The sequence below is a fragment of the Ruegeria sp. C12 genome, from assembly GCF_056537745.1.
In genome coordinates this window covers 288372-307416 of record NZ_JBQFSA010000005.1, presented here as the reverse complement: position 1 = coordinate 307416, position 19045 = coordinate 288372, and the positions used below count along the sequence as shown (strand labels likewise).

At 60.3% G+C, this 19045-nt stretch carries 21 protein-coding genes; 12 read left to right on the top strand and 9 right to left on the bottom strand.

Going from position 1 to position 19045, the window contains the following annotated elements; genetic code table 11:
• The first annotated feature begins 22 nt into the window (after window positions 1-22).
• The 7 genes from ACR0C9_RS12590 to upp all read left to right on the top strand — a co-directional run bounded on the left by ACR0C9_RS12590 (window position 23) and on the right by upp (window position 6317).
• Entirely contained in the window at window positions 23-655 is a 633-nt protein-coding gene (locus tag ACR0C9_RS12590; RefSeq protein WP_480781138.1) for a hypothetical protein, read from the top strand.
• Entirely contained in the window at window positions 600-1700 is a 1101-nt protein-coding gene (locus ACR0C9_RS12585) for a cupin domain-containing protein (RefSeq protein WP_480781137.1), read from the top strand. The genes ACR0C9_RS12590 and ACR0C9_RS12585 overlap by 56 nt, the downstream gene beginning before the upstream one ends.
• Before the next feature lie 92 nt (window positions 1701-1792).
• Entirely contained in the window at window positions 1793-2185 is a 393-nt protein-coding gene (locus ACR0C9_RS12580) for a cytidine deaminase (protein WP_480781136.1), read from the top strand.
• Between the two features lie 4 nt (window positions 2186-2189).
• Window positions 2190-3497: a thymidine phosphorylase gene (locus ACR0C9_RS12575; RefSeq protein ID WP_480781135.1), complete on the top strand. Its 1308-nt coding sequence runs from the start codon at window positions 2190-2192 to the stop codon at window positions 3495-3497.
• Entirely contained in the window at window positions 3494-4705 is a 1212-nt protein-coding gene (locus ACR0C9_RS12570; RefSeq protein ID WP_480781134.1) for a phosphopentomutase, read from the top strand. The genes ACR0C9_RS12575 and ACR0C9_RS12570 overlap by 4 nt, the downstream gene beginning before the upstream one ends.
• Window positions 4702-5688, top strand: a complete 987-nt coding sequence (locus ACR0C9_RS12565) for an adenosine deaminase (protein WP_480781133.1) — start codon at window positions 4702-4704, stop codon at window positions 5686-5688. Before ACR0C9_RS12570 ends, ACR0C9_RS12565 begins: the two co-directional genes overlap by 4 nt.
• Window positions 5685-6317 (top strand): uracil phosphoribosyltransferase, encoded by a 633-nt coding sequence (upp, locus tag ACR0C9_RS12560; RefSeq protein ID WP_170524854.1) that lies wholly within the window; start codon window positions 5685-5687, stop codon window positions 6315-6317. Before ACR0C9_RS12565 ends, upp begins: the two co-directional genes overlap by 4 nt.
• Before the next feature lie 6 nt (window positions 6318-6323).
• On the opposite strand, the gene ACR0C9_RS12555 is transcribed toward upp, so the two are convergent.
• Window positions 6324-7337 (bottom strand): hypothetical protein, encoded by a 1014-nt coding sequence (locus ACR0C9_RS12555; RefSeq protein ID WP_170449339.1) that lies wholly within the window; start codon window positions 7335-7337, stop codon window positions 6324-6326.
• A 127-nt stretch (window positions 7338-7464) separates the two neighbouring features.
• On the opposite strand from ACR0C9_RS12555, the gene ACR0C9_RS12550 reads away from it, so the two are divergent.
• The 3 genes from ACR0C9_RS12550 to ACR0C9_RS12540 all read left to right on the top strand — a co-directional run bounded on the left by ACR0C9_RS12550 (window position 7465) and on the right by ACR0C9_RS12540 (window position 10005).
• Complete coding sequence (locus ACR0C9_RS12550; protein WP_480781132.1) at window positions 7465-8400, top strand: DMT family transporter; 936 nt, start codon at window positions 7465-7467, stop codon at window positions 8398-8400.
• Window positions 8397-9056 carry a sulfotransferase family 2 domain-containing protein gene (locus tag ACR0C9_RS12545; RefSeq protein WP_480781144.1) on the top strand — a complete coding sequence of 220 codons (660 nt, stop codon included), beginning with the start codon at window positions 8397-8399 and terminating at the stop codon, window positions 9054-9056. The genes ACR0C9_RS12550 and ACR0C9_RS12545 overlap by 4 nt, the downstream gene beginning before the upstream one ends.
• 175 nt (window positions 9057-9231) lie before the next feature.
• On the top strand, window positions 9232-10005 hold the full coding sequence (locus tag ACR0C9_RS12540) for a Hint domain-containing protein (RefSeq protein WP_480781131.1): 774 nt from the start codon (window positions 9232-9234) through the stop codon (window positions 10003-10005).
• Window positions 10006-10060: 55 nt separating this feature from the next.
• On the opposite strand, the gene ACR0C9_RS12535 is transcribed toward ACR0C9_RS12540, so the two are convergent.
• From ACR0C9_RS12535 to ACR0C9_RS12500, 8 genes are all read right to left on the bottom strand, one after another.
• Complete coding sequence (locus ACR0C9_RS12535) at window positions 10061-12262, bottom strand: 3-hydroxyacyl-CoA dehydrogenase NAD-binding domain-containing protein (protein WP_170628345.1); 2202 nt, start codon at window positions 12260-12262, stop codon at window positions 10061-10063.
• On the bottom strand, window positions 12255-12743 hold the full coding sequence (locus ACR0C9_RS12530; RefSeq protein WP_170449345.1) for a cupin domain-containing protein: 489 nt from the start codon (window positions 12741-12743) through the stop codon (window positions 12255-12257). Before ACR0C9_RS12530 ends, ACR0C9_RS12535 begins: the two co-directional genes overlap by 8 nt.
• Window positions 12743-13954 (bottom strand): acetyl-CoA C-acetyltransferase, encoded by a 1212-nt coding sequence (locus ACR0C9_RS12525; protein ID WP_170449347.1) that lies wholly within the window; start codon window positions 13952-13954, stop codon window positions 12743-12745. Before ACR0C9_RS12525 ends, ACR0C9_RS12530 begins: the two co-directional genes overlap by 1 nt.
• 11 nt (window positions 13955-13965) lie before the next feature.
• Complete coding sequence (locus ACR0C9_RS12520) at window positions 13966-14604, bottom strand: glutathione S-transferase family protein (RefSeq protein ID WP_480781130.1); 639 nt, start codon at window positions 14602-14604, stop codon at window positions 13966-13968.
• Between the two features lie 276 nt (window positions 14605-14880).
• The gene (locus ACR0C9_RS12515; protein ID WP_005981899.1) at window positions 14881-15093 is read right to left on the bottom strand and encodes a hypothetical protein; all 213 of its coding nucleotides are present in this window, start codon (window positions 15091-15093) and stop codon (window positions 14881-14883) included.
• A gap of 55 nt (window positions 15094-15148) precedes the next feature.
• Window positions 15149-16930, bottom strand: a complete 1782-nt coding sequence (locus ACR0C9_RS12510; protein ID WP_170449351.1) for an acyl-CoA dehydrogenase C-terminal domain-containing protein — start codon at window positions 16928-16930, stop codon at window positions 15149-15151.
• Between the two features lie 42 nt (window positions 16931-16972).
• Window positions 16973-17374 (bottom strand): MerR family transcriptional regulator, encoded by a 402-nt coding sequence (locus tag ACR0C9_RS12505; RefSeq protein WP_170449353.1) that lies wholly within the window; start codon window positions 17372-17374, stop codon window positions 16973-16975.
• Window positions 17375-17621: 247 nt separating this feature from the next.
• Complete coding sequence (locus ACR0C9_RS12500; RefSeq protein ID WP_170449355.1) at window positions 17622-17990, bottom strand: MerR family transcriptional regulator; 369 nt, start codon at window positions 17988-17990, stop codon at window positions 17622-17624.
• Between the two features lie 116 nt (window positions 17991-18106).
• On the opposite strand from ACR0C9_RS12500, the gene ACR0C9_RS12495 reads away from it, so the two are divergent.
• Both ACR0C9_RS12495 and ACR0C9_RS12490 read left to right on the top strand, forming a co-directional pair.
• Window positions 18107-18526, top strand: coding sequence for a PaaI family thioesterase (locus tag ACR0C9_RS12495; protein WP_170524846.1), 420 nt, complete (start codon window positions 18107-18109; stop codon window positions 18524-18526).
• On the top strand, window positions 18527-19045 hold the full coding sequence (locus ACR0C9_RS12490; protein ID WP_170449359.1) for a PaaI family thioesterase: 519 nt from the start codon (window positions 18527-18529) through the stop codon (window positions 19043-19045).

The window sequence follows — 19045 nt, the reverse complement described above, 5'->3', positions numbered from 1 at the left end:
TGCGGTGACCCATTGTGTCATGTTGGCGACGCTGCTGTTTTGCGTGGTTGGGATACTGTGGCCAACCTGGGCGATCACGCATGTTAATGAAGGCGGTATTGTCGAGATTGCATCGGCTGTGATGCTGTTCGGCGCGGCTGTGGCGGCGTTGGTAACTTTGAAGGGGTTGCCGCGAGTGTATATTTCGCTGGGCTGTTTCCTTCTGGCAGAGCGAGAGATCGACACCGAGATCTTCGCCACAGACAGCTCGCTTGCGGCTGTTTTCAACGCGATTGACAACATGCTCGATCCCACTTGGGTTCGGGTGGTTCTGGGTCTGGTCTTGCTATTCGGAGTGGTTTGGCACGGGATCCCAACGATCTGGAAAGCCCGCAACGCCCGTGCGCCATTCCTTACCGTTTTTGCTTTGGCAGTGTTGGCTGTCGTCGTGGCGCAAGTCGTGGATCAGGTCGCACGGCCCAAATATACGGACTTTTCCCAACTGACACTGATGCGTCTCTTTGTTGTAGAAGAAACGCTCGAGCTATTGTTTTCGATTGGCATTTTCGCTTCGGTTCTGATCGGATGGCGTAAACACCAACAGCACGAGACACTGCCCGATGCGCCCTTTGCGTTCGAACCAGACGATAGCCGAGTTCCGCTTACCAACGAATGAGCTAAGGGACGACATCCCGTTTTACACCAAGGTTCTGGGGATGCGGATGGACATGATCTATCCCGCAGACGATCCGCGGACTGCCGTGTTTTCGGGTCATGGGTTGCGCCTGCGCATCGAAAAGGATGCGCCTGAAGGTGCCGGAACGCTTCGCATCCTGACCGAAGACCCCGACGCATTTGCAGGCGGCGAACGGGTATTGGTCGCGCCAAACGGAACCCGAATCGAGATTGAAGACCGCGACCCGCCGCTGGTCATGCCTGAGACTGTCCATTCCTTTGTCGTCCGTCGTCTGAAAGATCAGGCCCCTTGGATCATCGGGCGCGCGGGCATGCATTACCGCGATCTGGTGCCGGATCGTCTGGGCGGCTCGATCATCGCCAGCCATATCCGCATCCCCGATGGCGGGCCGGTGCCGGATATGGTGCATTTCCACAAGGTGGGCTTTCAGCTGATCTTCTGCATCCATGGCTGGGTCGATGTTGTCTACGAGGATCAGGGTGACAAGATGCGCCTGACCGCCGGGGATTGCTTTATCCAGCCCCCGGAAATCCGCCACCGTGTGTTGGAAGCCTCGGACAACGTGCAGGTGATCGAGATTGGCGTCCCGGCCGAGCATGTCACCGAGATCGACCATGAGATGGAACTGCCGACGCCTCATTTGCGTCCGGACCGGGAATGGCAGGGCCAACGCTTTGTCTACAATCAGGCCAAGGATGCCGAGTGGATGCCCTTCCGGTTGCCGGGATACATCTGCCGAGACACGACGATTGCCGAAAACACCAAGGGTGTGGCCGGGGTACAGGTCGTCCGCCGCGGGCAGGGGGATCCGGTCTGGGCCAGCCATGATACCGACATTCACTTTACCTTCGTCATGACCGGAGAGGTCACGTTGGAGGGCGAAGGGCGCGAGCCATACCGGCTGGAACAGGGGGATGCCTTTGTTATTCCGCCACGAATGCGCACGCGGCTGGCGGATCCTTCCGAGGATATCGAATTGCTTGAGGTGACATTACCGGGAACCTTCAACACAATGCTGGAATAGGCGAAAAACACATGCTGGGGGCTTCAACTTCCCCGGCGCTTGCTATTAGGGTACGTTTTTCTGACCAACTGATCAAAAATTGGGGAATCGCCATGTCGCTCAAAGATGCTGCCTTGAAGGTTCGCGAAAACGCCCATGCGCCTTATTCGAACTTCAAGGTGGGCGCGGCGATCCTGTCCGGGTCCGGCACTCTGTATGTTGGCTGCAACGTCGAAAACGTGGCTTATCCCGAAGGCACCTGTGCCGAAGCAGGGGCGATAGCCGCCATGGTTGCCGCAGGTGAGACCGAACTGGCCGAGGTCTACGTCGTGGCCCAAAGCCCACAACCAGTACCGCCCTGCGGGGGGTGCCGTCAGAAACTGGCCGAGTTCGGTGGGCGCAACGTGAAGGTCACGCTGGCGACGACCGGGGGGATGGAACTGGAAACCACCATCGGTGATCTTCTGCCGGGCGCGTTCGACGCGTCCCATATGCAGGACGCCTGAGCCAATGGATGCCCGCTCGATCATCGCAAAACTGCGCCGGCATGAGGTGCCGACCAGCGAAGACCTGTCATGGTTTGCACAAGGTCTGGCTGATGGCGGGGTCAGCGATGCGCAGGCCGGGGCTTTTGCGATGGCAGTCTGCATGGGCGGGCTGGGCGCGCAGGGACGTGCCGACCTGACCCTAGCCATGCGCGACAGCGGCGATGTCCTGAGTTGGGATTTGGATGGGCCGGTCATCGACAAACACTCGACCGGTGGCGTGGGGGACTGCGTCAGCCTGATACTGGCCCCGGCGCTGGCGGAATGCGGGGCCTATGTTCCGATGATTTCCGGGCGGGGCCTTGGTCATACAGGTGGCACGCTGGACAAGCTTGAGGCAATTCCCGGCGTCACCACGCAGATCGGGCAGGACCGTCTGGCCCAGATACTAAGCGAAACCGGGGCCGCGATTGTTGGCGCAACCGGTCAGATCGCACCGGCCGACAAGCGGCTTTATGCGATCCGGGATGTCACGGCGACGGTCGAAAGCCTCGATCTGATCACCGCGTCAATCCTGTCCAAGAAACTGGCGGCTAGCCCCGAGGCATTGGTGCTCGACGTCAAGGTCGGCAGCGGCGCGTTCATGAAAACGCTGGACGAGGCGCGCAAGCTGGCACAGGCCCTGACCGAGACCGCGAATGCGGCGGGGTGTCGGACCTCGGCCGTGATCACCGATATGCATCAACCCTTGGCCCCGGCGCTGGGCAATGCGCTGGAAGTGGCCGAGGTGATGAATGTTCTGACAAATGCGCATTACGCGCCGTTGGCCGAAATTTCGGCCGAGCTGGGCGGCGTATTGCTGGCCGATGCGGGCATGGTTGCCACGGCGGATGAGGGGCGCGACAAAATCACTGACGTTATCCGCGACGGGCGCGCAGCCGAGCGGTTTGGCCGCATGATGGCCGCTGTCGGCGGGCCGCTGCAGTTCGTCGAAAACTGGTCACGCTTCCTGCCCGAAGCCAGCGTGATCCTTGAGGTTCAAGCCCCGCGCGGTGGGTATATCAATGCGATAAATGGCGAGGCATTGGGCCTTGCCGTGGTTGCCTTGGGCGGTGGTCGGCAGGTCGAAAGTGACGTGATCGACCCGGCGGTCGGTATGTCCGGCATTGTCCGGCTGGGCGACAAAGTCGACAAAGGCGCGCCCTTGGCCGTGGTGTATGCAGCGCGTGAAGACGCCGCGCGGCAGGCCGCAGAAACGATCCTGCAAGCCATCTCGATCGGCGATGATGCACCGATGACCCCGACGCTGGTTCATGAAAGGATCACCGCATGAGCCGGGCTTTTCTGGTCGTCATGGACTCGGTCGGCATCGGCGGCGCGCCGGATGCGGGCCAGTATTTCAACGGCGACGTGCCGGACACCGGGGCCAACACGGTTACCCATATCGCGCAGGCCTGCGCCGAGGGTCGCGCCGAAGACGGGCGCTCTGGCACGCTAGACCTGCCCAATCTGGACGCGCTGGGCCTTGGTGCTGCGGCGCGTCTGGCGTCGGGGGAGGATACGCCGGGGCTTGATGCTGATCCTTCGGGCCTCTGGGGCTGCGCGCGCGAACGTTCGCCGGGCAAGGACACGCCCTCGGGCCATTGGGAACTGGCCGGTTTGCCCGTACCGTGGGATTGGCACTATTTCCCCGACACCACCCCGGCCTTTCCCGCTGATCTGAGCCGCGCCGCAGCCGAGGCAGCGGGCGCCGATGGCATTTTGGGCGACTGCCACGCCTCGGGTACCGCGATCATCGCGGAACTGGGGGCTGAGCACATGCGAACCGGCTGGCCGATCTGCTACACATCAGCCGACAGCGTATTCCAGATCGCGGCGCATGAAGACAGCTTTGGCCTCGAACACCTGCTGCAGATGTGCCGGACGCTCGCGCCGCGTTTGCACCAGATGAAAGTGGGTCGGGTGATTGCACGGCCCTTTGTCGGATCGCCTGAGGACGGATTCACCCGCACCACCAACCGCAAGGATTTTGCGATCCTGCCGCCTGCGCCGGTGCTGACCAATTGGGTGCAGGATGCCGGGCGCAAGGTGCATGCCGTAGGCAAGATCGGCGACATCTTTTCGATGCAGGGGATCGACACGCTGCGCAAAGGTTCGGATGCCGAGTTGATGAGGCACCTGTCCGATCTGGTGGACCACGCCGAAGAGGGCAGCCTGACCTTCGCCAATTTCGTCGAATTCGACAGCCTCTATGGTCACCGCCGCGACATCAGCGGCTATGCGCGGGCGCTGGAATGGTTCGACAGGGAAATCGGTGTGATCCTGCAAAAGCTGCGCCCGGACGACCTGCTGCTGCTGACGGCCGATCACGGCAACGATCCCAGTTGGACTGGAACCGATCACACGCGCGAACAGGTGCCTGTTCTGGTCGCTGGAAAAGGCAGCGGCCAGATCGGGCAAATCGCATTCGCCGACGTCGCCACCAGCATTGCCCATCACCTGAACGTACCGGCGCAAGGGCCGGGGAGAAGCTTTCTATGACCGTCGCAGACCTGCCCAAGATCGAGTTGCACCTGCACCATGAAGGCGCGGCCCCGCCCGCCTTTATCCGCCAACTCGCCCATGAAAAGCGCGTTGATCTGAGCGGGATTTTCAAACCCGACGGCAGCTATGACTTCCGCGATTTCGCCCATTTCCTCAGCGTGTATGAGGCCGCTTGTGAGGTTCTCAAAACGCCCGAGGATTTCCGCCGCCTGACGTTGGCGATACTTGAAGAAAGCGCCGCAAATGGTGTTGTTTATTCGGAAACCTTTCTCAGCCCCGATTTCTGCGGCGGCGGGGATCTTCATGCCTGGCGCGACTATCTGACGGCCATTCAGGACGCCGCTGACGAGGCTGAGCGCAAGTTTGGCATCACCCTGCGCGGCGTTGTCACCTGTGTCCGCCATTTTGGTCCTGAACAGGCCAAACGCAGCGCCCATTGCGCGGCGGAAACCGCAGGCGACTGGATCACCGGGTTTGGCATGGGCGGCAACGAATCCGTGGGCACCCAGGGGGATTTCAAATGGGCCTTCGACTGCGCCCGCGAGGCGGGTTTGCGTCTCACCACCCATGCGGGCGAGTTTGGCGGCCCGGAAAGTGTCCGTGATGCGATCCGCGATCTTGGTGTGGAACGCGTCGGCCACGGGGTGCGCGCGATTGAAGATCCTGACCTTGTGCACGAAATTACCGACCGTGGTATCACGCTAGAGGTCTGTCCGGGATCAAACGTGGTCCTTGGCCTGTTTCCTGATTTCGCAGCCCACCCGATTGCGCGGTTGCGCGATGCAGGCGTCAAGGTCACCGTTTCCACCGACGATCCGCCCTTTTTTCATACCACCATGCGGCGCGAATATGAGATGCTGCACGCAGCCTTCGGCTGGGACGCCGAGGACTTTGCCGCACTGAATGAAACAGCCCTGAACGCGGCTTTTTGTGACGAAGACACCCGCGCGCGGGTCAAGAAAAGACTGGAGAACTCATGAGCGATCACCTGACCGTCGTCGACCACCCGCTGGTGCAACACAAGCTGACGCTCATGCGGGACAAGGGTACCTCGACCGCCGTGTTCCGGCAGTTGCTGCGCGAAATCACGCTGCTGTTGGCTTATGAGATCACGCGGGAAATGCCGCTGACGACGCGGCATATCGAAACCCCGATGGAGGAGATGGACGCCCCCATTCTGGCCGGCAAGAAGCTGGCGCTGGTCTCGATCCTGCGGGCGGGCAACGGGATGCTGGATGGGGTGCTGGAACTGATCCCCTCGGCACGGGTGGGATTTGTCGGCCTCTATCGCGATGAAGAAACGCTGAAACCCGTTCAGTACTACTTCAAGGCCCCTGAGGGGCTGAAAGACCGTCTGGTCATCGCCGTGGACCCGATGCTGGCCACCGGCAACAGCTCTGCCGCCGCGATTGATCTGCTGAAAGAGCAGGGCGCGACCGATATTCGCTTTCTCTGCCTGCTGGCCGCACCCGAAGGTGTCGAACGCATGAAAGAGGCGCACCCAGATGTGCATATCGTCACCGCCGCGCTGGATCGCGAGTTGAACTCGAAAGGCTATATCATGCCCGGTCTCGGTGATGCCGGGGACCGGATGTTCGGCACCAAGTAAGGCGGATCACTCGCCGCAGATATTCTGTAGCCGGACCCAATCGCGGTCCGGCAACACCTGTTCCAACGTGCGCCCGGCCATCGGGTCGGCCTCGATCAGGCCCAGCACGGTTTCCCCGGTGATGTCACGTGCATAGGCATAAGGGGTCGAGGGCAGGGCGGCCTGCGCGAACATCGCCAGCAACGCCTCATCCGTGACCGAGGGGCGGGGTTCGGACAAGACCTGTTCGGTATAGCTGTCGACGATCTGAGGCGTCAGCCCTCCGGTTGTCAGCAATCGAAACGCCGAGGACGCGCCCGTCCGGTCCAGCAAATCATCCAGCGGGTCCTGCTGTTCGGACCGCGCCCGTTCTGCAATAACATATCCGGCGGCGACGGCTGGATCCTCATGATCCTCGACCAATGACCGGCTGAGTAGCACGGTACCGCCCGGCAGGCTGAGGCTGTCCTGCACCCCTGCAGGCAGGATGATGATCTGCCGCACGCCGGTCCGTTTCGCCAACCGATCCAATGACGCCTGCGCATCGCGTGAGGTACAGGCACGCCCCGACACACGCTCGATCCGTTTCAGAATCGCGCCGCCGATTTCCTGCCGCTTCACCTCGGGCACGACGGACACCACGTGGCTTTGCAGCGCTCCGGGCAGCCACAACAGCATGACCGCCAGAACAGCGGCAACAACGCCCCCAACGCTGAGCCACCGCAGACGCCCGGGATGCGGACGTGCCTTGTCGATGGCGCGTTGCAGCCGGTCGATGGCTTCTAGCATGGTCTTTTCGCTTTCGGCCAGCTCCAGCGTCTCATCCGGGTCGCCATCGGGGTTGAAGATCGCCGGGAAGACGCCCGGATTTTGCCGTTCCAGCGCCGCCAGTGACCAATGCGTCAACGCCCGGTCATTGAAATCCGAGATGGTGAGCGTGGCCTCACCAATCGAGACGACAACCTCGCGCCGTTGTTCATCGGGCGAGGGGCGCCACAGACCGGTGGCTTCGATCCGCTGGTACTGTTTCAGGGCGGTCATCTGGATGGGTTCTGCTCGTATTTCTTTTGCCGCAGCTTAGCACGCCCAAATCGCGTGGCGCAAACTTGTTGCGTCGGGATTGGCAATTGTGCTGGATGGCGGGACGCAGAACAGGAACATGTGGCAGATGCAGGCAGCTAAACCGACCTCACCGATTTTGGCCGCGGCCCTGATGGTCAGTTCCATGGCCATCATCGGGGTTGTGGACAATGTCGTGATTCTGCTGGCCGAGACAATAGGGCTGTGGCAATTCCACCTGAGTCGGGCCGCTTTGATGTTGCCCTTGATCGCAGGGCTGTCGCTGCTGGGCTTTGGCACGCTGCGCCCCAAACGGTTAAGGCCTGTCGTGGTGCGCAGCCTGCTGATCACCACGGCCATGCTGTTCTATTTCGCCTCGCTGGCTTTGATGCCGATTGCGCAGGCGCTGGCCGGGCTGTTTACCTCACCGATCTTTGTGCTTCTGATCTCGGCACTGGGGCTGAAACAACCTATCGGTCCGTGGCGTATCGGGGCAGTGATGATCGGGTTCATCGGCATCCTGTGCGTTTTGCAACCCAACCCAACCGATTTCGACGCCCGAACCCTGTTGCCGGTGGCGGGCGGGTTTTTCTATGCGCTCAGCGCCATTGTCACCCGCAGTCATTGCTCGGACGAAAGCACGGTGGCTCTGCTGGCGAATATGGTGATGACCCTGGGACTGGCAGGCGCAATCGGGTTGGCCTTTTTCACCGCCTTTCCGGTGGATACGCCCGAGGGGCCGGATGGGTTTGTGACCCGAGGGCTGGTCTGGGACTTCCAACCGGCCATCCCGTGGATCGTCGTGCAAGCCGTGGGGTCGACCATCGCGGTCTTCATGCTGATCAAGGCGTATCAAGTGGGCGAGCCGTCCTTTGTTGCCGTGTTCGAATATTCGGTGATGATCTTCGGCCCGCTTTTTGCCTGGGTGGCGTTGGGGCAGTCCATCGGCGTGATGCAGGTCTTTGGCATCGGACTGATTGCAACGGCGGGGGCCGTGCTGGGATGGCGCGCCAGTCGCGCAACGGCAGAGCAGGGCGTGGCGTGATCATCTCGACCGGACGCCGTTATGTGTTCGTGCATATCCCCAAGACCGGGGGCACGTCGCTGGTGTTGGCGCTGGAACAGCGGGCGATGAAGGATGACATTCTGTTGGGGGATACGCCCAAGGCGCTGAAACGTCGACGCCGCGCCAAATCCCTGAACGCGCGCGGGCGCTTGTGGAAGCATTCAACGCTGTCCGATATCGACGGGGTTCTGTCTGCCAAGGCTTTGACGTCGATGTTCGTGTTTACGATGGTGCGCAATCCGTGGGACCGGATGGTGAGCTATTATCATTGGCTGCGGGTACAGAGCTTTGATCACCCGGATGTCGGGCGCGCCAAAGATCTGGATTTCGGGTCGTTTGTCCTGCATCCGTCCACGCTGCGATCCTTTCGGCACCACCCCGCGCGCGCCTATGTGACCATGGCCAACGGGGCCGAAAGATGTGACGCATATATTCGCCTTGAGCATTTCGCACAGGACGCGTGGCCTCTGATCGAACATCTCGGGTTTGACGTGGAGCTGCCGCATCTGAACCGGTCGAAGCGGGATCGCGATTACCGTCGGTACTATACGACGCAAACAGTGGATGCGGTTGCCCAAGCCTGCGCGGAAGATATTCGGAGATTCGGATATCAGTTCGACGGATCGGCCCAGTAATCGTTTCCGAACGCGGATCAAAAGAAGTATTTACCCCGCATTTGTCTGTAAAATGTGCGCAAAAGGGGCCTCAAAAGGCCCAAATTGGGCGCAAATATGTCAGAAATAAGTCACCTCTTAAAATTCATGCTATCCGTTTTGCATCGTTAGTTTGTGCCACAAGGGGGTGAGGCACGTGTTTGAAGTAGTGAGTGTTTCGGGGTTTTCGGATCAATCTGGTGACGTTGATTTCGCCGACCCGAATAAAGCGGTAAACGCACGCCGTGGTGGTTTGTTGCACGGCACCAAAGTTGCTACCACAAGTGGCTGGAAGTTGATCGAACGGGTTGCCGTGGGCGATCTGGTGCGAACTTTGGATAACGGGTTTCGCGAGGTGCGCCGGATTTCGACCTGTTGCGTCGTTATTCCGGCCGATGAAACCCGCGCCGATTACATGCCGATATTTGTACCCGCACGGGCGACCTATAACGGGCGGCCTGTCTGGTTGATGCCCGAGCAGGGCATGGCGCTGGATCTTGGGAAACTCGATCCCGACGCGGCGGGTGTCTCGGTTATTCCGGCCCGGATGTTGAACGGCGCGTGCCGGATGTCGGCGCAGGTGCCGGGGTCATCGTTCCAGGTGACGACTTTGTTTTTTGACACGGATGAGGTGATCTTTGTCGAGGGTGGGCTGCAGGCCTTTTGCCCGGCTGGTCGGTTCAGTGCCCGTTCGGCACAGGATCACGCGCCCTATAGGGTGGCGGATGAACAGACCGCGACGGCTTTGGTCAATTCGATTGCAATCAGGGGCGACGTTTCAGCCCTTGCAAACCCGTTGGGTGCACTGCCTGCACCCATCCCGCAGGAACCGATTTTTCCGATCCGCCCGCCATCCGGCATGCGCAGACCGGGGCGTCCGGGCAGGCCAAATGCGCCTGTCCTGTTTCTGCGGCCTGAATGGCAGACCTAACCAAACACGAAAAGAACGATGCAGGCGCGTGGTGTCACGCGCCTGCATCAATTGATTAAGCGGCTTTGGCTTCGGGGTCGAAGCGGCCATAGAAGGTCTGACCTTTCTCGGCCATCTCACGCAGCAGCGGCGGGCAGGCAAAACGCTCGCCATAGGCTGCGGCCAGTTGGTCGCAACGCTCGGCGGCGTAAGGCGCGCCGATGATGTCAAGCCAGCTCAGCGGACCACCGGACCACGGCGCAAAGCCCCAGGCCAGAATGGCGCCCACATCGCCTTCGCGGATGTCTTCCAGTACACCCTCTTCCAGCGCGCGCACCGCTTCCAGAACCTGCGCGAACATCAGACGTTCCTGCACTTCGATCAGGTCGGGCTGATCCTCGGCCAGCGGATACTTGTCCTGCAGGCCGTTCCAGTACCCGACGCGCTTGCCCTTTTCGTCATAGTCAAAGAAGCCTGCGTTCGATTTGCGGCCCAGACGGCCCTGTTCTTCCATCCAGAAGATCAGATCGTCCGAGGGGCTTTCGGGATAGGCATCGCCCATCGCCGCCTTGGTGGCACGGGCGATCTTGGCCCCCAGATCGATCGAGGTCTCATCAGTCAGCTGAACCGGACCCACCGGGAAGCCCAGTTGCCGCGCGGCGTTGTCGATCAGCACGGGGCTGACGCCCTCGGTGATCATGCGCGCACCTTCGTTGATGTAGGGGATGATGCAGCGGTTGCAGTAGAAGAAGCGTGCATCGTTGACCACGATGGGCGTCTTCTTGATCTGGCGCACATAGTCCAGCGCCTTGGCGACCGCGCGATCCCCGGTTTCCTTGCCCTTGATGATCTCGACCAGGAACATCTTCTCGACCGGCGAGAAGAAGTGGATGCCGATGAACTGATCCGGACGCGCCGAGGCTTTGGCCAGATCGGTGATCGGCAGGGTCGAGGTGTTCGAGGCAAAGATGCAATCCTCGGGGATGATCGCTTCGACCTTCTTTGTCATCTCGGCCTTGACGCCCATGTCTTCGAAGACGGCTTCGATGATCAGGTCACAGCCTTTCAGGTTGTCCAGATCCGGGGTCGCGGTGATGCGGCCCAGCATGGCCTCTTTCTTTTCAGCGGTGACCTTGCCGCGCTTCATGCCCTTGTCCAGATAGGTCTCGGTATAGGCCTTGCCCTTGTCGGCGGCTGCTTGATCACGGTCGACCAGAACCACTTCCATACCGGCCTGCGCCGACACCAGCGCGATGCCCGCACCCATCATGCCCGCGCCCAGAACGCCGATCTTCTTGACCGACTGATCGGGAACACCAGCGGGACGCACAGCGCCTTTTTCCAGCGCTTCCTTGTTCAGGAACAGCGAGCGGATCATGGCACCCGAGGACGGGTTCATCAGCACGGATGTGAACCAGCGCGCCTCGATCTTCAGCGCGGTGTCGAAATCGACCAGAGCGCCCTCATAAACCGCGCTCAGCAGCGCCTTGGCAGCCGGGAAGGCGCCTTGGGTCTTGCCATGCACCATCGCCGAGGCTCCGACGAAGTTCATGAAGCCCGCAGGATGGTAGGGCGCGCCGCCGGGCATCTTGTAGCCCTTGGCGTCCCAGGGCTTGACGATGTCGCCGTCCTTGGCATTCAGCACCCATTCCTTGGCCGCAGCCATCGGGTCTTCGGCGATCTCATCGATATAGCCTGCGCCCTTGGCTTTCTTGACGTCCAGCATCTTGCCTTCCAGCAACAGTGGAGCCGCCGCGATCGCGCCAACCTTGCGCACCATCCGCGTGGTGCCGCCCGCGCCGGGGAAGATGCCGACCATAATCTCGGGCAGGCCGAACTTTGCCTTGGGGTTTTCGGCGGCAAAGATGCGGTGCGTGGACAGCGGCAGTTCCATACCGATGCCCGCGGCGGTGCCGGGCAGAACGGTGGCAATCGGCTTGCCGCCCTTCTTGGTCTTGGGGTCCATGCCCGCAAGCTCGATCTTGCGCAGCAGGGCGTGCATCTGCATCGTGCCCTCGAACAGACCCTTGGCCGGATCGTCGCCCGCCTGTTCCTTCATCACCGCCAGCAGGTTCAGGTCCATGCCACCGGCAAACGACCCTTCCTTGCCCGAGGTGATGACGATGCCCTTGACCGCGTCATCGGCCAGCGCATCATCGATGCAGCTGCTCAGTTGCGCCAGCCCGTCAAAGGACATCACGTTCATGGTTTTCCCGGGCACATCCCAGGTGATGACGCCCACGCCATCAGAGTCTTTTGTCAGAGTGAATTCAGTCATTGTCATCTCCAATCTGGTCAGCCGTCAGCGGGCTGCCGTCTTTGCGGGTAAAGCGAAAGCCGTCGGCATCGAACTTCACCATCATGTCTAGGTCGCTGTAATAGCCGGTCTCGGTCGGGGTCCGTGTGCCCACCACCAGAAAGGTCGCGGGCGCATCGGTTTTGTTCACAAGGTGGTGGCCGTTGGCCTCACCTGCGGGAAAAGCGGCGCAATCACCGGGCTGCATCTCATGCTCACCATCATCGTCGATCAGGGTACAGGTGCCGCTGAGGACGATGGCGAACTCGTCCTGTTCCATGTGATAATGGCGCAGCGAGGACAGCCCCTGCGGTTCCAGCCGCACGATGTTGACCCCGTACTGGGTCAGCCCGCCAGCATCCCCCACAGGCTGGACAAAGCGGCCATCGCCTGCCTTTGCCAGCTTGCCGGGATAGCCCGAACCGCCCCTGAATGGGATCTGAGAGAGATCCAGCTTGGGCATCAGACCCTCTCGATGATGGTTGCCGCACCCATGCCGGACGCGATGCAAAGCGTTGCCAGACCCATTTCCTTGTCCTGACGCTCAAGCTCGTCCAGCAGCGTGCCGATGATCATCGCACCGGTTGCGCCCAGCGGGTGACCCATCGCGATCGAGCCGCCATTTGGGTTGACCAGCGCCGGATCGACGTCAAACGCCTGCTGGAACCGCAGCACGACCGAGGCGAAGGCTTCGTTCACTTCGAACAGGTCCAGATCGCTGATCTTCATGCCATTGTCGGCCAGAATCTTCTCTGTCACCGGAACAGGGCCGGTCAGCATGATGGTCGGATCGGTGCCGATCTTGGCGGTCGCCTTGATACGCGCGCGCGGTTTCAGGCCGTATTTCTCGCCAAACTCCTTGTTGCCGATCAGCACAGCAGCGGCCCCATCCACGATGCCCGAGCTGTTGCCCGCGTGGTGGACGTGGTTGATCTTTTCCAGATGCGGGTATTTCAGCATCGCTACCTTGTCAAAGCCCGGCATCTGCTCGCCCATCATCTGGAAGGACGGGTTCAGCGAACCAAGGCTTTGCATGTCGGTGCCGGGGCGCATGTACTCGTCGCGGTCCAGAATGGTCAGCCCGTTCTGATCCTTGACGGTGATGACCGATTTCTCGAACCGGTTGTCCGCCCAGGCCTCTGCGGCACGGCGCTGCGATTCAACCGCCAGCGCGTCCGCGTCATCGCGAGTAAAACCATATTCGGTGGCAATGATGTCGGCCGAAATGCCCTGCGGCACGAAATAGGTGCCCATCGCCAGCGAGGGGTCCACGGCAATCGCCGCACCGTCGCTGCCCATGGCCACGCGGCCCATCATCTCGACACCGCCGGCGATATAGGCCTCGCCTGCGCCGCCTTTGACCTGGTTCGCCGCCAGGTTCACCGCTTCCATGCCCGAGGCGCAGAAACGGTTGATGGCCAGACCGGGGATCGATTCATCCAGATCCGAGGCCAGAACAGCCGAGCGCGCCAGACAGCCGCCTTGCTCCATCACCTGCGTGACGTTGCCCCAGATCACGTCCTCGACAGCGTGGCCTTCCAGATTGTTACGCTCTTTCATCGCGTTCAGGGTCAGGGCGGACAGGCGCACCGAGGTCACCTCGTGCAGGCTGCCATCCTTGCGGCCCTTGCCGCGCGGGGTGCGCAGGGCATCATATATGTAAGCTTCGGTCATGAGACTTCTCCTTAAGCTCGATCCGACGGGTTGCCGGGCATCAGGTCATAGGGGTGTTTCCAGCCGGGCTGTGCGCTGAGACGGGTCAGCCAGGCATCGATATGGGGCCAGTCGGCACGGTCAAAGCCGAATGGTTCGGGGTAATACAGATAGCCGCAGCAACTGAGATCCGCGTTGGTGACGCCATTACCAACAATCCAGTCACGGCCTTCCAAATGGGCATTAAGGACTTCGTAAGCCGCTTTCAATCGCCCCTGATTAAACGCAATCACATCCGGGTTACGGTGTTTTTCCGGCAGGAAATTGACCAGAAACCGCGTCAACCCGGCCATCGAGCTGAGCTTGTGGTTGTCCCACAGCACCCAGCGAAGGATCTCGTAGTTCTCGTCCCGGTCCTTGCCGCCGAACTTGCCGGATTTTTCGGTCACGTAAGCCTGAATGGCGCCGGACTGGCTGGTGCGAAAATCGCCATCGACTAGAAACGGGGCTTCGCCCATCTCGTTGGCGTCCTTGCGGAACTCTGGCGTGCGGGTCTCACCGTTGAAGAAGTCGACAAAGACCGGCTCCCACTGCAGCCCGGACATCTCCAACGCCAGCGCCGCCTTGTAGCTGTTTCCGCTTTCTCCGAAGCAGTGCAGTTTGATCGTCATGCGATTGCCCCTCCCAAGGCGCATGTGGTCAGGTTGGAATTGAGTATTTGTAAAAAGATGAAGTGAGGACGTTTACCATTTATCAAACCGGATCTGTTTCACTCGGCTTGCGGTACAGGCTGGAGAGCCGATGACCGCAAAAGGTGAAGTCGTCCCTGTCCTGATGGCGAGTGCGCCCGGTGGCAGGGGCGCATCACGTCTTCATCTTTTCAGAAATACTCCCGCCGGAGGCGTCCGGCCCTAAGGCCGTAGCAGGCAGTTGGTTGGTGCGTGCCCTCACCGTTTTCGCGCTTCCAGCTCAGAGTTGAAGATGCGCAGACGGTGGGTCAGATTCTCCTCGTCAATCACGCTGTTGAAGTTCTCGAACAGAAAGGACAGCGCCTCACCTTCATCCAGACCGGCCTCACGGGCGAAACCCTTGAGTTTGCGATACCCGTCTTCAGTCATGGCGACCGGAAAACGGCGGGTCAGGCGAAAACGTTTTGGCATCTTGTATCCTCTCAATAGCTGGGCCCGGGCATGAGCGCCCGGACCCAGACTGAGATCAGAAGCTCGCCGCGTCCAGAGCCATCACAGTGTCCGCACCGGTCTGGATACGGGCCAGATGCAGCGTCGTGGCGGGCAGGCGGCGGGCCATGTAGAAGCGACCGGTATTGATCTTGGTCTCGTAGAACTCTTTGTCCGACGCACCATTGTCCAGCGCACCCTGCGCGGCCTTGGCCATCTGCGCCCACATCAGGCCCAGGCAGACATGGCCGAACATATGCATGAAGTCATAGGATCCCGACAGCGCGTTGTTGGGGTTCTTCATGCCCTGCTGCATGAAATACATTCCAGCGGCCTGCAGATCCTTCGACGCAGCCTTCAGCGGTTCGATGAACGCCTTGTCATAAGCTTCGTCCTGGCCCGTGTTCTCTTTGCAGAACCCCTTGACCATTTCGAAGAAGGCCATCACGTGCTTGCCGCCATCCTGTGCCAGTTTGCGGCCCACCAGATCCAGCGCCTGAACGCCGTTGGCGCCTTCGTAGATCTGGGCGATACGGGCGTCGCGGGTGTATTGCGACATGCCCCATTCCTCGATGTAGCCGTGGCCGCCATAGACCTGCTGCGCCTGAACCGTCATGTCGTAACCCTGATCGGTCAGGAAGCCCTTGATCACCGGTGTCAGCAGCGAAATCAGACCGTCCGCGTCCTTGTCACCCGAGCGATGCGCCTTGTCGATCATCGTCGCGCCCCACAGGATGAACGCGCGCGCGCCTTCGGTAAAGCTTTTCTGATCCATCAGGTTGCGGCGGATGTCGGGGTGCACGATCAGCGGATCGGCGGGGCCGTCCGGGTTTTTCACGCCGGTCACGTCGCGGCCCTGTAGGCGGTCCTTGGCATATTCGACGGCGTTCTGATAGGCGGCCTCGGCCTGCGCCAGACCCTGCATGCCCACACCCAGACGCGCTTCGTTCATCATGGTGAACATGGCGCGCATGCCTTTGTGTTGGTCGCCCAGCAGCCAGCCGGTCGCCTCGTCATAGTTCATCACACAGGTCGAGTTGCCGTGGATGCCCATTTTCTCTTCGATCTTGCCGACCGAAACACCGTTGCGCTCGCCCGGGGTGCCGTCTTCGTTCACGATGAATTTGGGCACGATGAACAGCGACACGCCTTTGATGCCTTCGGGGCCGCCGGGGATCTTGGCCAGCACCAGATGGATGATGTTGTTGGACATGTCGTGATCGCCAGCCGAGATAAAGATCTTCTGACCCGAGACCTTATAGCTGCCGTCTTCCTGCGGTTCCGCCTTGGTGCGCATCAGGCCCAGATCGGTGCCGCAATGCGGTTCGGTCAGGTTCATGGTGCCGGTCCATTCGCAGCTGACCATGTTGGGCAGGTATTTGTTCTTCTGCTCGTCCGAGCCGTGCGCCAGAATGGCCGAGGCCGCGCCGTGGGTCAGGCCCTGATACATGGTGAAGGCCTGGTTCGCGGCCGAGAACATCTCGCCCACAGCAGTCCCGATGACATAGGGCATGTTCTGGCCGCCATACTCTTCCGGCATGTCGAGGCCAGTCCAGCCACCTTCTTTCACCTGCTCGAAAGCGTCCTTGAACCCGGTCGGCGTGTAAACGATGCCGTTTTCCAGCCGACACCCTTCGGTGTCGCCCACGGTGTTCAGCGGATGCAGCACATTCGCGGCAACTTTGCCTGCTTCTTCCAGAACTGCGCCGGTAAATTCGGCTTCCAGTTCATCATAGCCGGGAATATCCGACTGCGAGACTTTCAGAACGTCATGCAGGATGAACTGCGTGTCTTTGGTAGGCGCGTTATACACGGGCATGGAAAGCTCCCTTAATTCATATTTCCAGCCGGCAGGCCGAGGTTACTCGGCTGCCTTTTTTTCCTGTTTCATCGAGGCGATGACTTTTTCGCCCCAACGCAACTGTTCTTTCAGATCGTCGATTGCCTGCGTCAGTTCTTCGCGGCGCGATTCCATGTCTGCCAGACGGTCGCACGCGATCTCATAGGTGCGGGTCATCTGGGTCAGTTGCTGATCGCCCACATGGTACAGATCCAGAAGCTGGCGAATTTCCTCCAGGCTGAACCCGAACCGCTTGCCGCGCAGAATCAGCTTCAGCCGCGCGCGGTCGCGTTTGGTGAACAGGCGTTTCTGACCCTCGCGGATCGGAAACAGCAGTTCCTTCGCCTCGTAGAACCGCAAGGTACGGGGCGTGACATCATAGGTCTCGCACATCTCACGGATGGTCATCAGATCTTCGGTCATTCGTCATACTCTCGTCACTGGCGTCACTGGACATGACTTGCGCAGTTGCTGGTCGCTTTACAACATGAGAGTGACGTTTACGTAATCCAAACGCTGCGTCATTTCCAAGTTGACGTAACTTCCGAACGCGTAAACAGACTCAGGGGCAATTTTATTTCCCCCGCGTCAACCGGGAATCGGGGCGGACGCCGCCAAAACGACTGGCAGATTTATGGGCGCTTGCGGCACCCGGCAGGCATTGAGCCTGTCAGTTCAGAGATTTTGCTGTCTGGTCGCGCAGGCGCTTGAGCTCGCCCATCGCCTCGTCCAGTTGCTGGCGTTGCTGGTTCAGTTCGTCCATCTGGCGGTCGGCCATTTCGACAAAGGCAGCCATTTGCGCCTCGTTGCCCTGATCTTCATAGATCAGCAGCCACTGACGAATCTCTTCCAGCGGAAAACCGAATTTGCGCCCGCGCATGATCAGCGTCATGCGCGCGCATTCGCGGGGGCCGTAAAACCGCGACCGGCCTTCCCGATCGGGCTGCAACAACTCGATATACTCGTAGTAACGCAGGGTACGCGGAGTCACATCGTACTCAGCGCACATCTCTTTGAATGACAAACGGTTGTCGGACATTCCTGGTCTCCTTGGCAGCACCGTAGGGTGTCATGAGGACGAGCGCAACAGGCGGGCTTGCCCTTTGCATCGTCCGCGGCTCATAAAGGGGCAACTTGACGACAGGAGCCAAATGTATGGCGGATATCTCAAAATTTGCGCGCCAGTTCATCCAGGCCATTCCTCACGCACAGGCACTTGGGTTAGAGCTGACGTATATTAACAATGGTGAAGCGGAAATCACCATGCCTTACAACGAGGCGCTGGTTGGCGATCCCCGGACCGGTGTCATTCATGGTGGTGCCGTATCGACAATGCTGGACACGTGCTGCGGCGCAGCGGTGATGAGCAATCCGGTGAAGCCGACAAGCACCGCAACCATCGATCTGAGGATAGATTACATGCGCGCCGCAAAGCCGGGCCAGACCATCACCACACGCGCCAAATGCTATCATATCACGCGGAACGTGGCCTTTGTACGGGCCACGGCAACCGATGAAGATCAGGACAATCCGGTCGCCACCGCATCGGGTGCCTTCACCGTGGAGGTCAAGTAAATGGCGCGTGCACGTCCCGAACCCATGCAGGTTGTCAAACAGCGCCGAGATGCCGCGCTGACCGCTTTGGTCGAAGGTGTTCCGTATATCCGCTTTCTCAATATCAGCTTCGACCGGCGCGGAGATGAGCTGACCGGTGTTCTGAATTTTGACGAAAAGTTGATCGGAAACCCGCTATTGCCCGCCCTGCACGGTGGCGTGACGGCGGCGTTTCTTGAGGTCACAGCCCTTATCACTCTAAGCTGGGAACGTCTGTTCCCCCGGATCGAAAGCGGTGAACTGGATGTTGCGGATATTCTGAAATCAGAAGAGACACGCTTTCCCAAGACGATCGATTTCACGGTGGATTTCCTGCGCTCAGGCCTGCCGCGCGACGCCTATGCCCGCGCCTTTATCAACCGATCCGGTCGGCGTTATGCCTCGGTTCGGGTCGAGGCATGGCAGGACAATCACGACAAGTTGTTCGCGCAGGGCACAGGGCATTTCCTGATCCCCCAAAGCCGCTCTGACAAGAGCTAA

Coding starts and splice junctions, on each gene's coding strand:
- ACR0C9_RS12585 (WP_480781137.1), top strand. CDS start 600: ATGCGCCCTTTGCGTTCGAACCAGACGATAGCCGAGTTCCGCTTACCA.
- ACR0C9_RS12580 (WP_480781136.1), top strand. CDS start 1,793: ATGTCGCTCAAAGATGCTGCCTTGAAGGTTCGCGAAAACGCCCATGCG.
- ACR0C9_RS12575 (WP_480781135.1), top strand. CDS start 2,190: ATGGATGCCCGCTCGATCATCGCAAAACTGCGCCGGCATGAGGTGCCG.
- ACR0C9_RS12570 (WP_480781134.1), top strand. CDS start 3,494: ATGAGCCGGGCTTTTCTGGTCGTCATGGACTCGGTCGGCATCGGCGGC.
- ACR0C9_RS12565 (WP_480781133.1), top strand. CDS start 4,702: ATGACCGTCGCAGACCTGCCCAAGATCGAGTTGCACCTGCACCATGAA.
- upp (WP_170524854.1), top strand. CDS start 5,685: ATGAGCGATCACCTGACCGTCGTCGACCACCCGCTGGTGCAACACAAG.
- ACR0C9_RS12555 (WP_170449339.1), bottom strand. CDS start 7,337: ATGACCGCCCTGAAACAGTACCAGCGGATCGAAGCCACCGGTCTGTGG.
- ACR0C9_RS12550 (WP_480781132.1), top strand. CDS start 7,465: ATGCAGGCAGCTAAACCGACCTCACCGATTTTGGCCGCGGCCCTGATG.
- ACR0C9_RS12535 (WP_170628345.1), bottom strand. CDS start 12,262: ATGACTGAATTCACTCTGACAAAAGACTCTGATGGCGTGGGCGTCATC.
- ACR0C9_RS12530 (WP_170449345.1), bottom strand. CDS start 12,743: ATGCCCAAGCTGGATCTCTCTCAGATCCCATTCAGGGGCGGTTCGGGC.
- ACR0C9_RS12525 (WP_170449347.1), bottom strand. CDS start 13,954: ATGACCGAAGCTTACATATATGATGCCCTGCGCACCCCGCGCGGCAAG.
- ACR0C9_RS12520 (WP_480781130.1), bottom strand. CDS start 14,604: ATGACGATCAAACTGCACTGCTTCGGAGAAAGCGGAAACAGCTACAAG.
- ACR0C9_RS12515 (WP_005981899.1), bottom strand. CDS start 15,093: ATGCCAAAACGTTTTCGCCTGACCCGCCGTTTTCCGGTCGCCATGACT.
- ACR0C9_RS12510 (WP_170449351.1), bottom strand. CDS start 16,930: ATGCCCGTGTATAACGCGCCTACCAAAGACACGCAGTTCATCCTGCAT.
- ACR0C9_RS12505 (WP_170449353.1), bottom strand. CDS start 17,374: ATGACCGAAGATCTGATGACCATCCGTGAGATGTGCGAGACCTATGAT.
- ACR0C9_RS12500 (WP_170449355.1), bottom strand. CDS start 17,990: ATGTCCGACAACCGTTTGTCATTCAAAGAGATGTGCGCTGAGTACGAT.
- ACR0C9_RS12495 (WP_170524846.1), top strand. CDS start 18,107: ATGGCGGATATCTCAAAATTTGCGCGCCAGTTCATCCAGGCCATTCCT.
- ACR0C9_RS12490 (WP_170449359.1), top strand. CDS start 18,527: ATGGCGCGTGCACGTCCCGAACCCATGCAGGTTGTCAAACAGCGCCGA.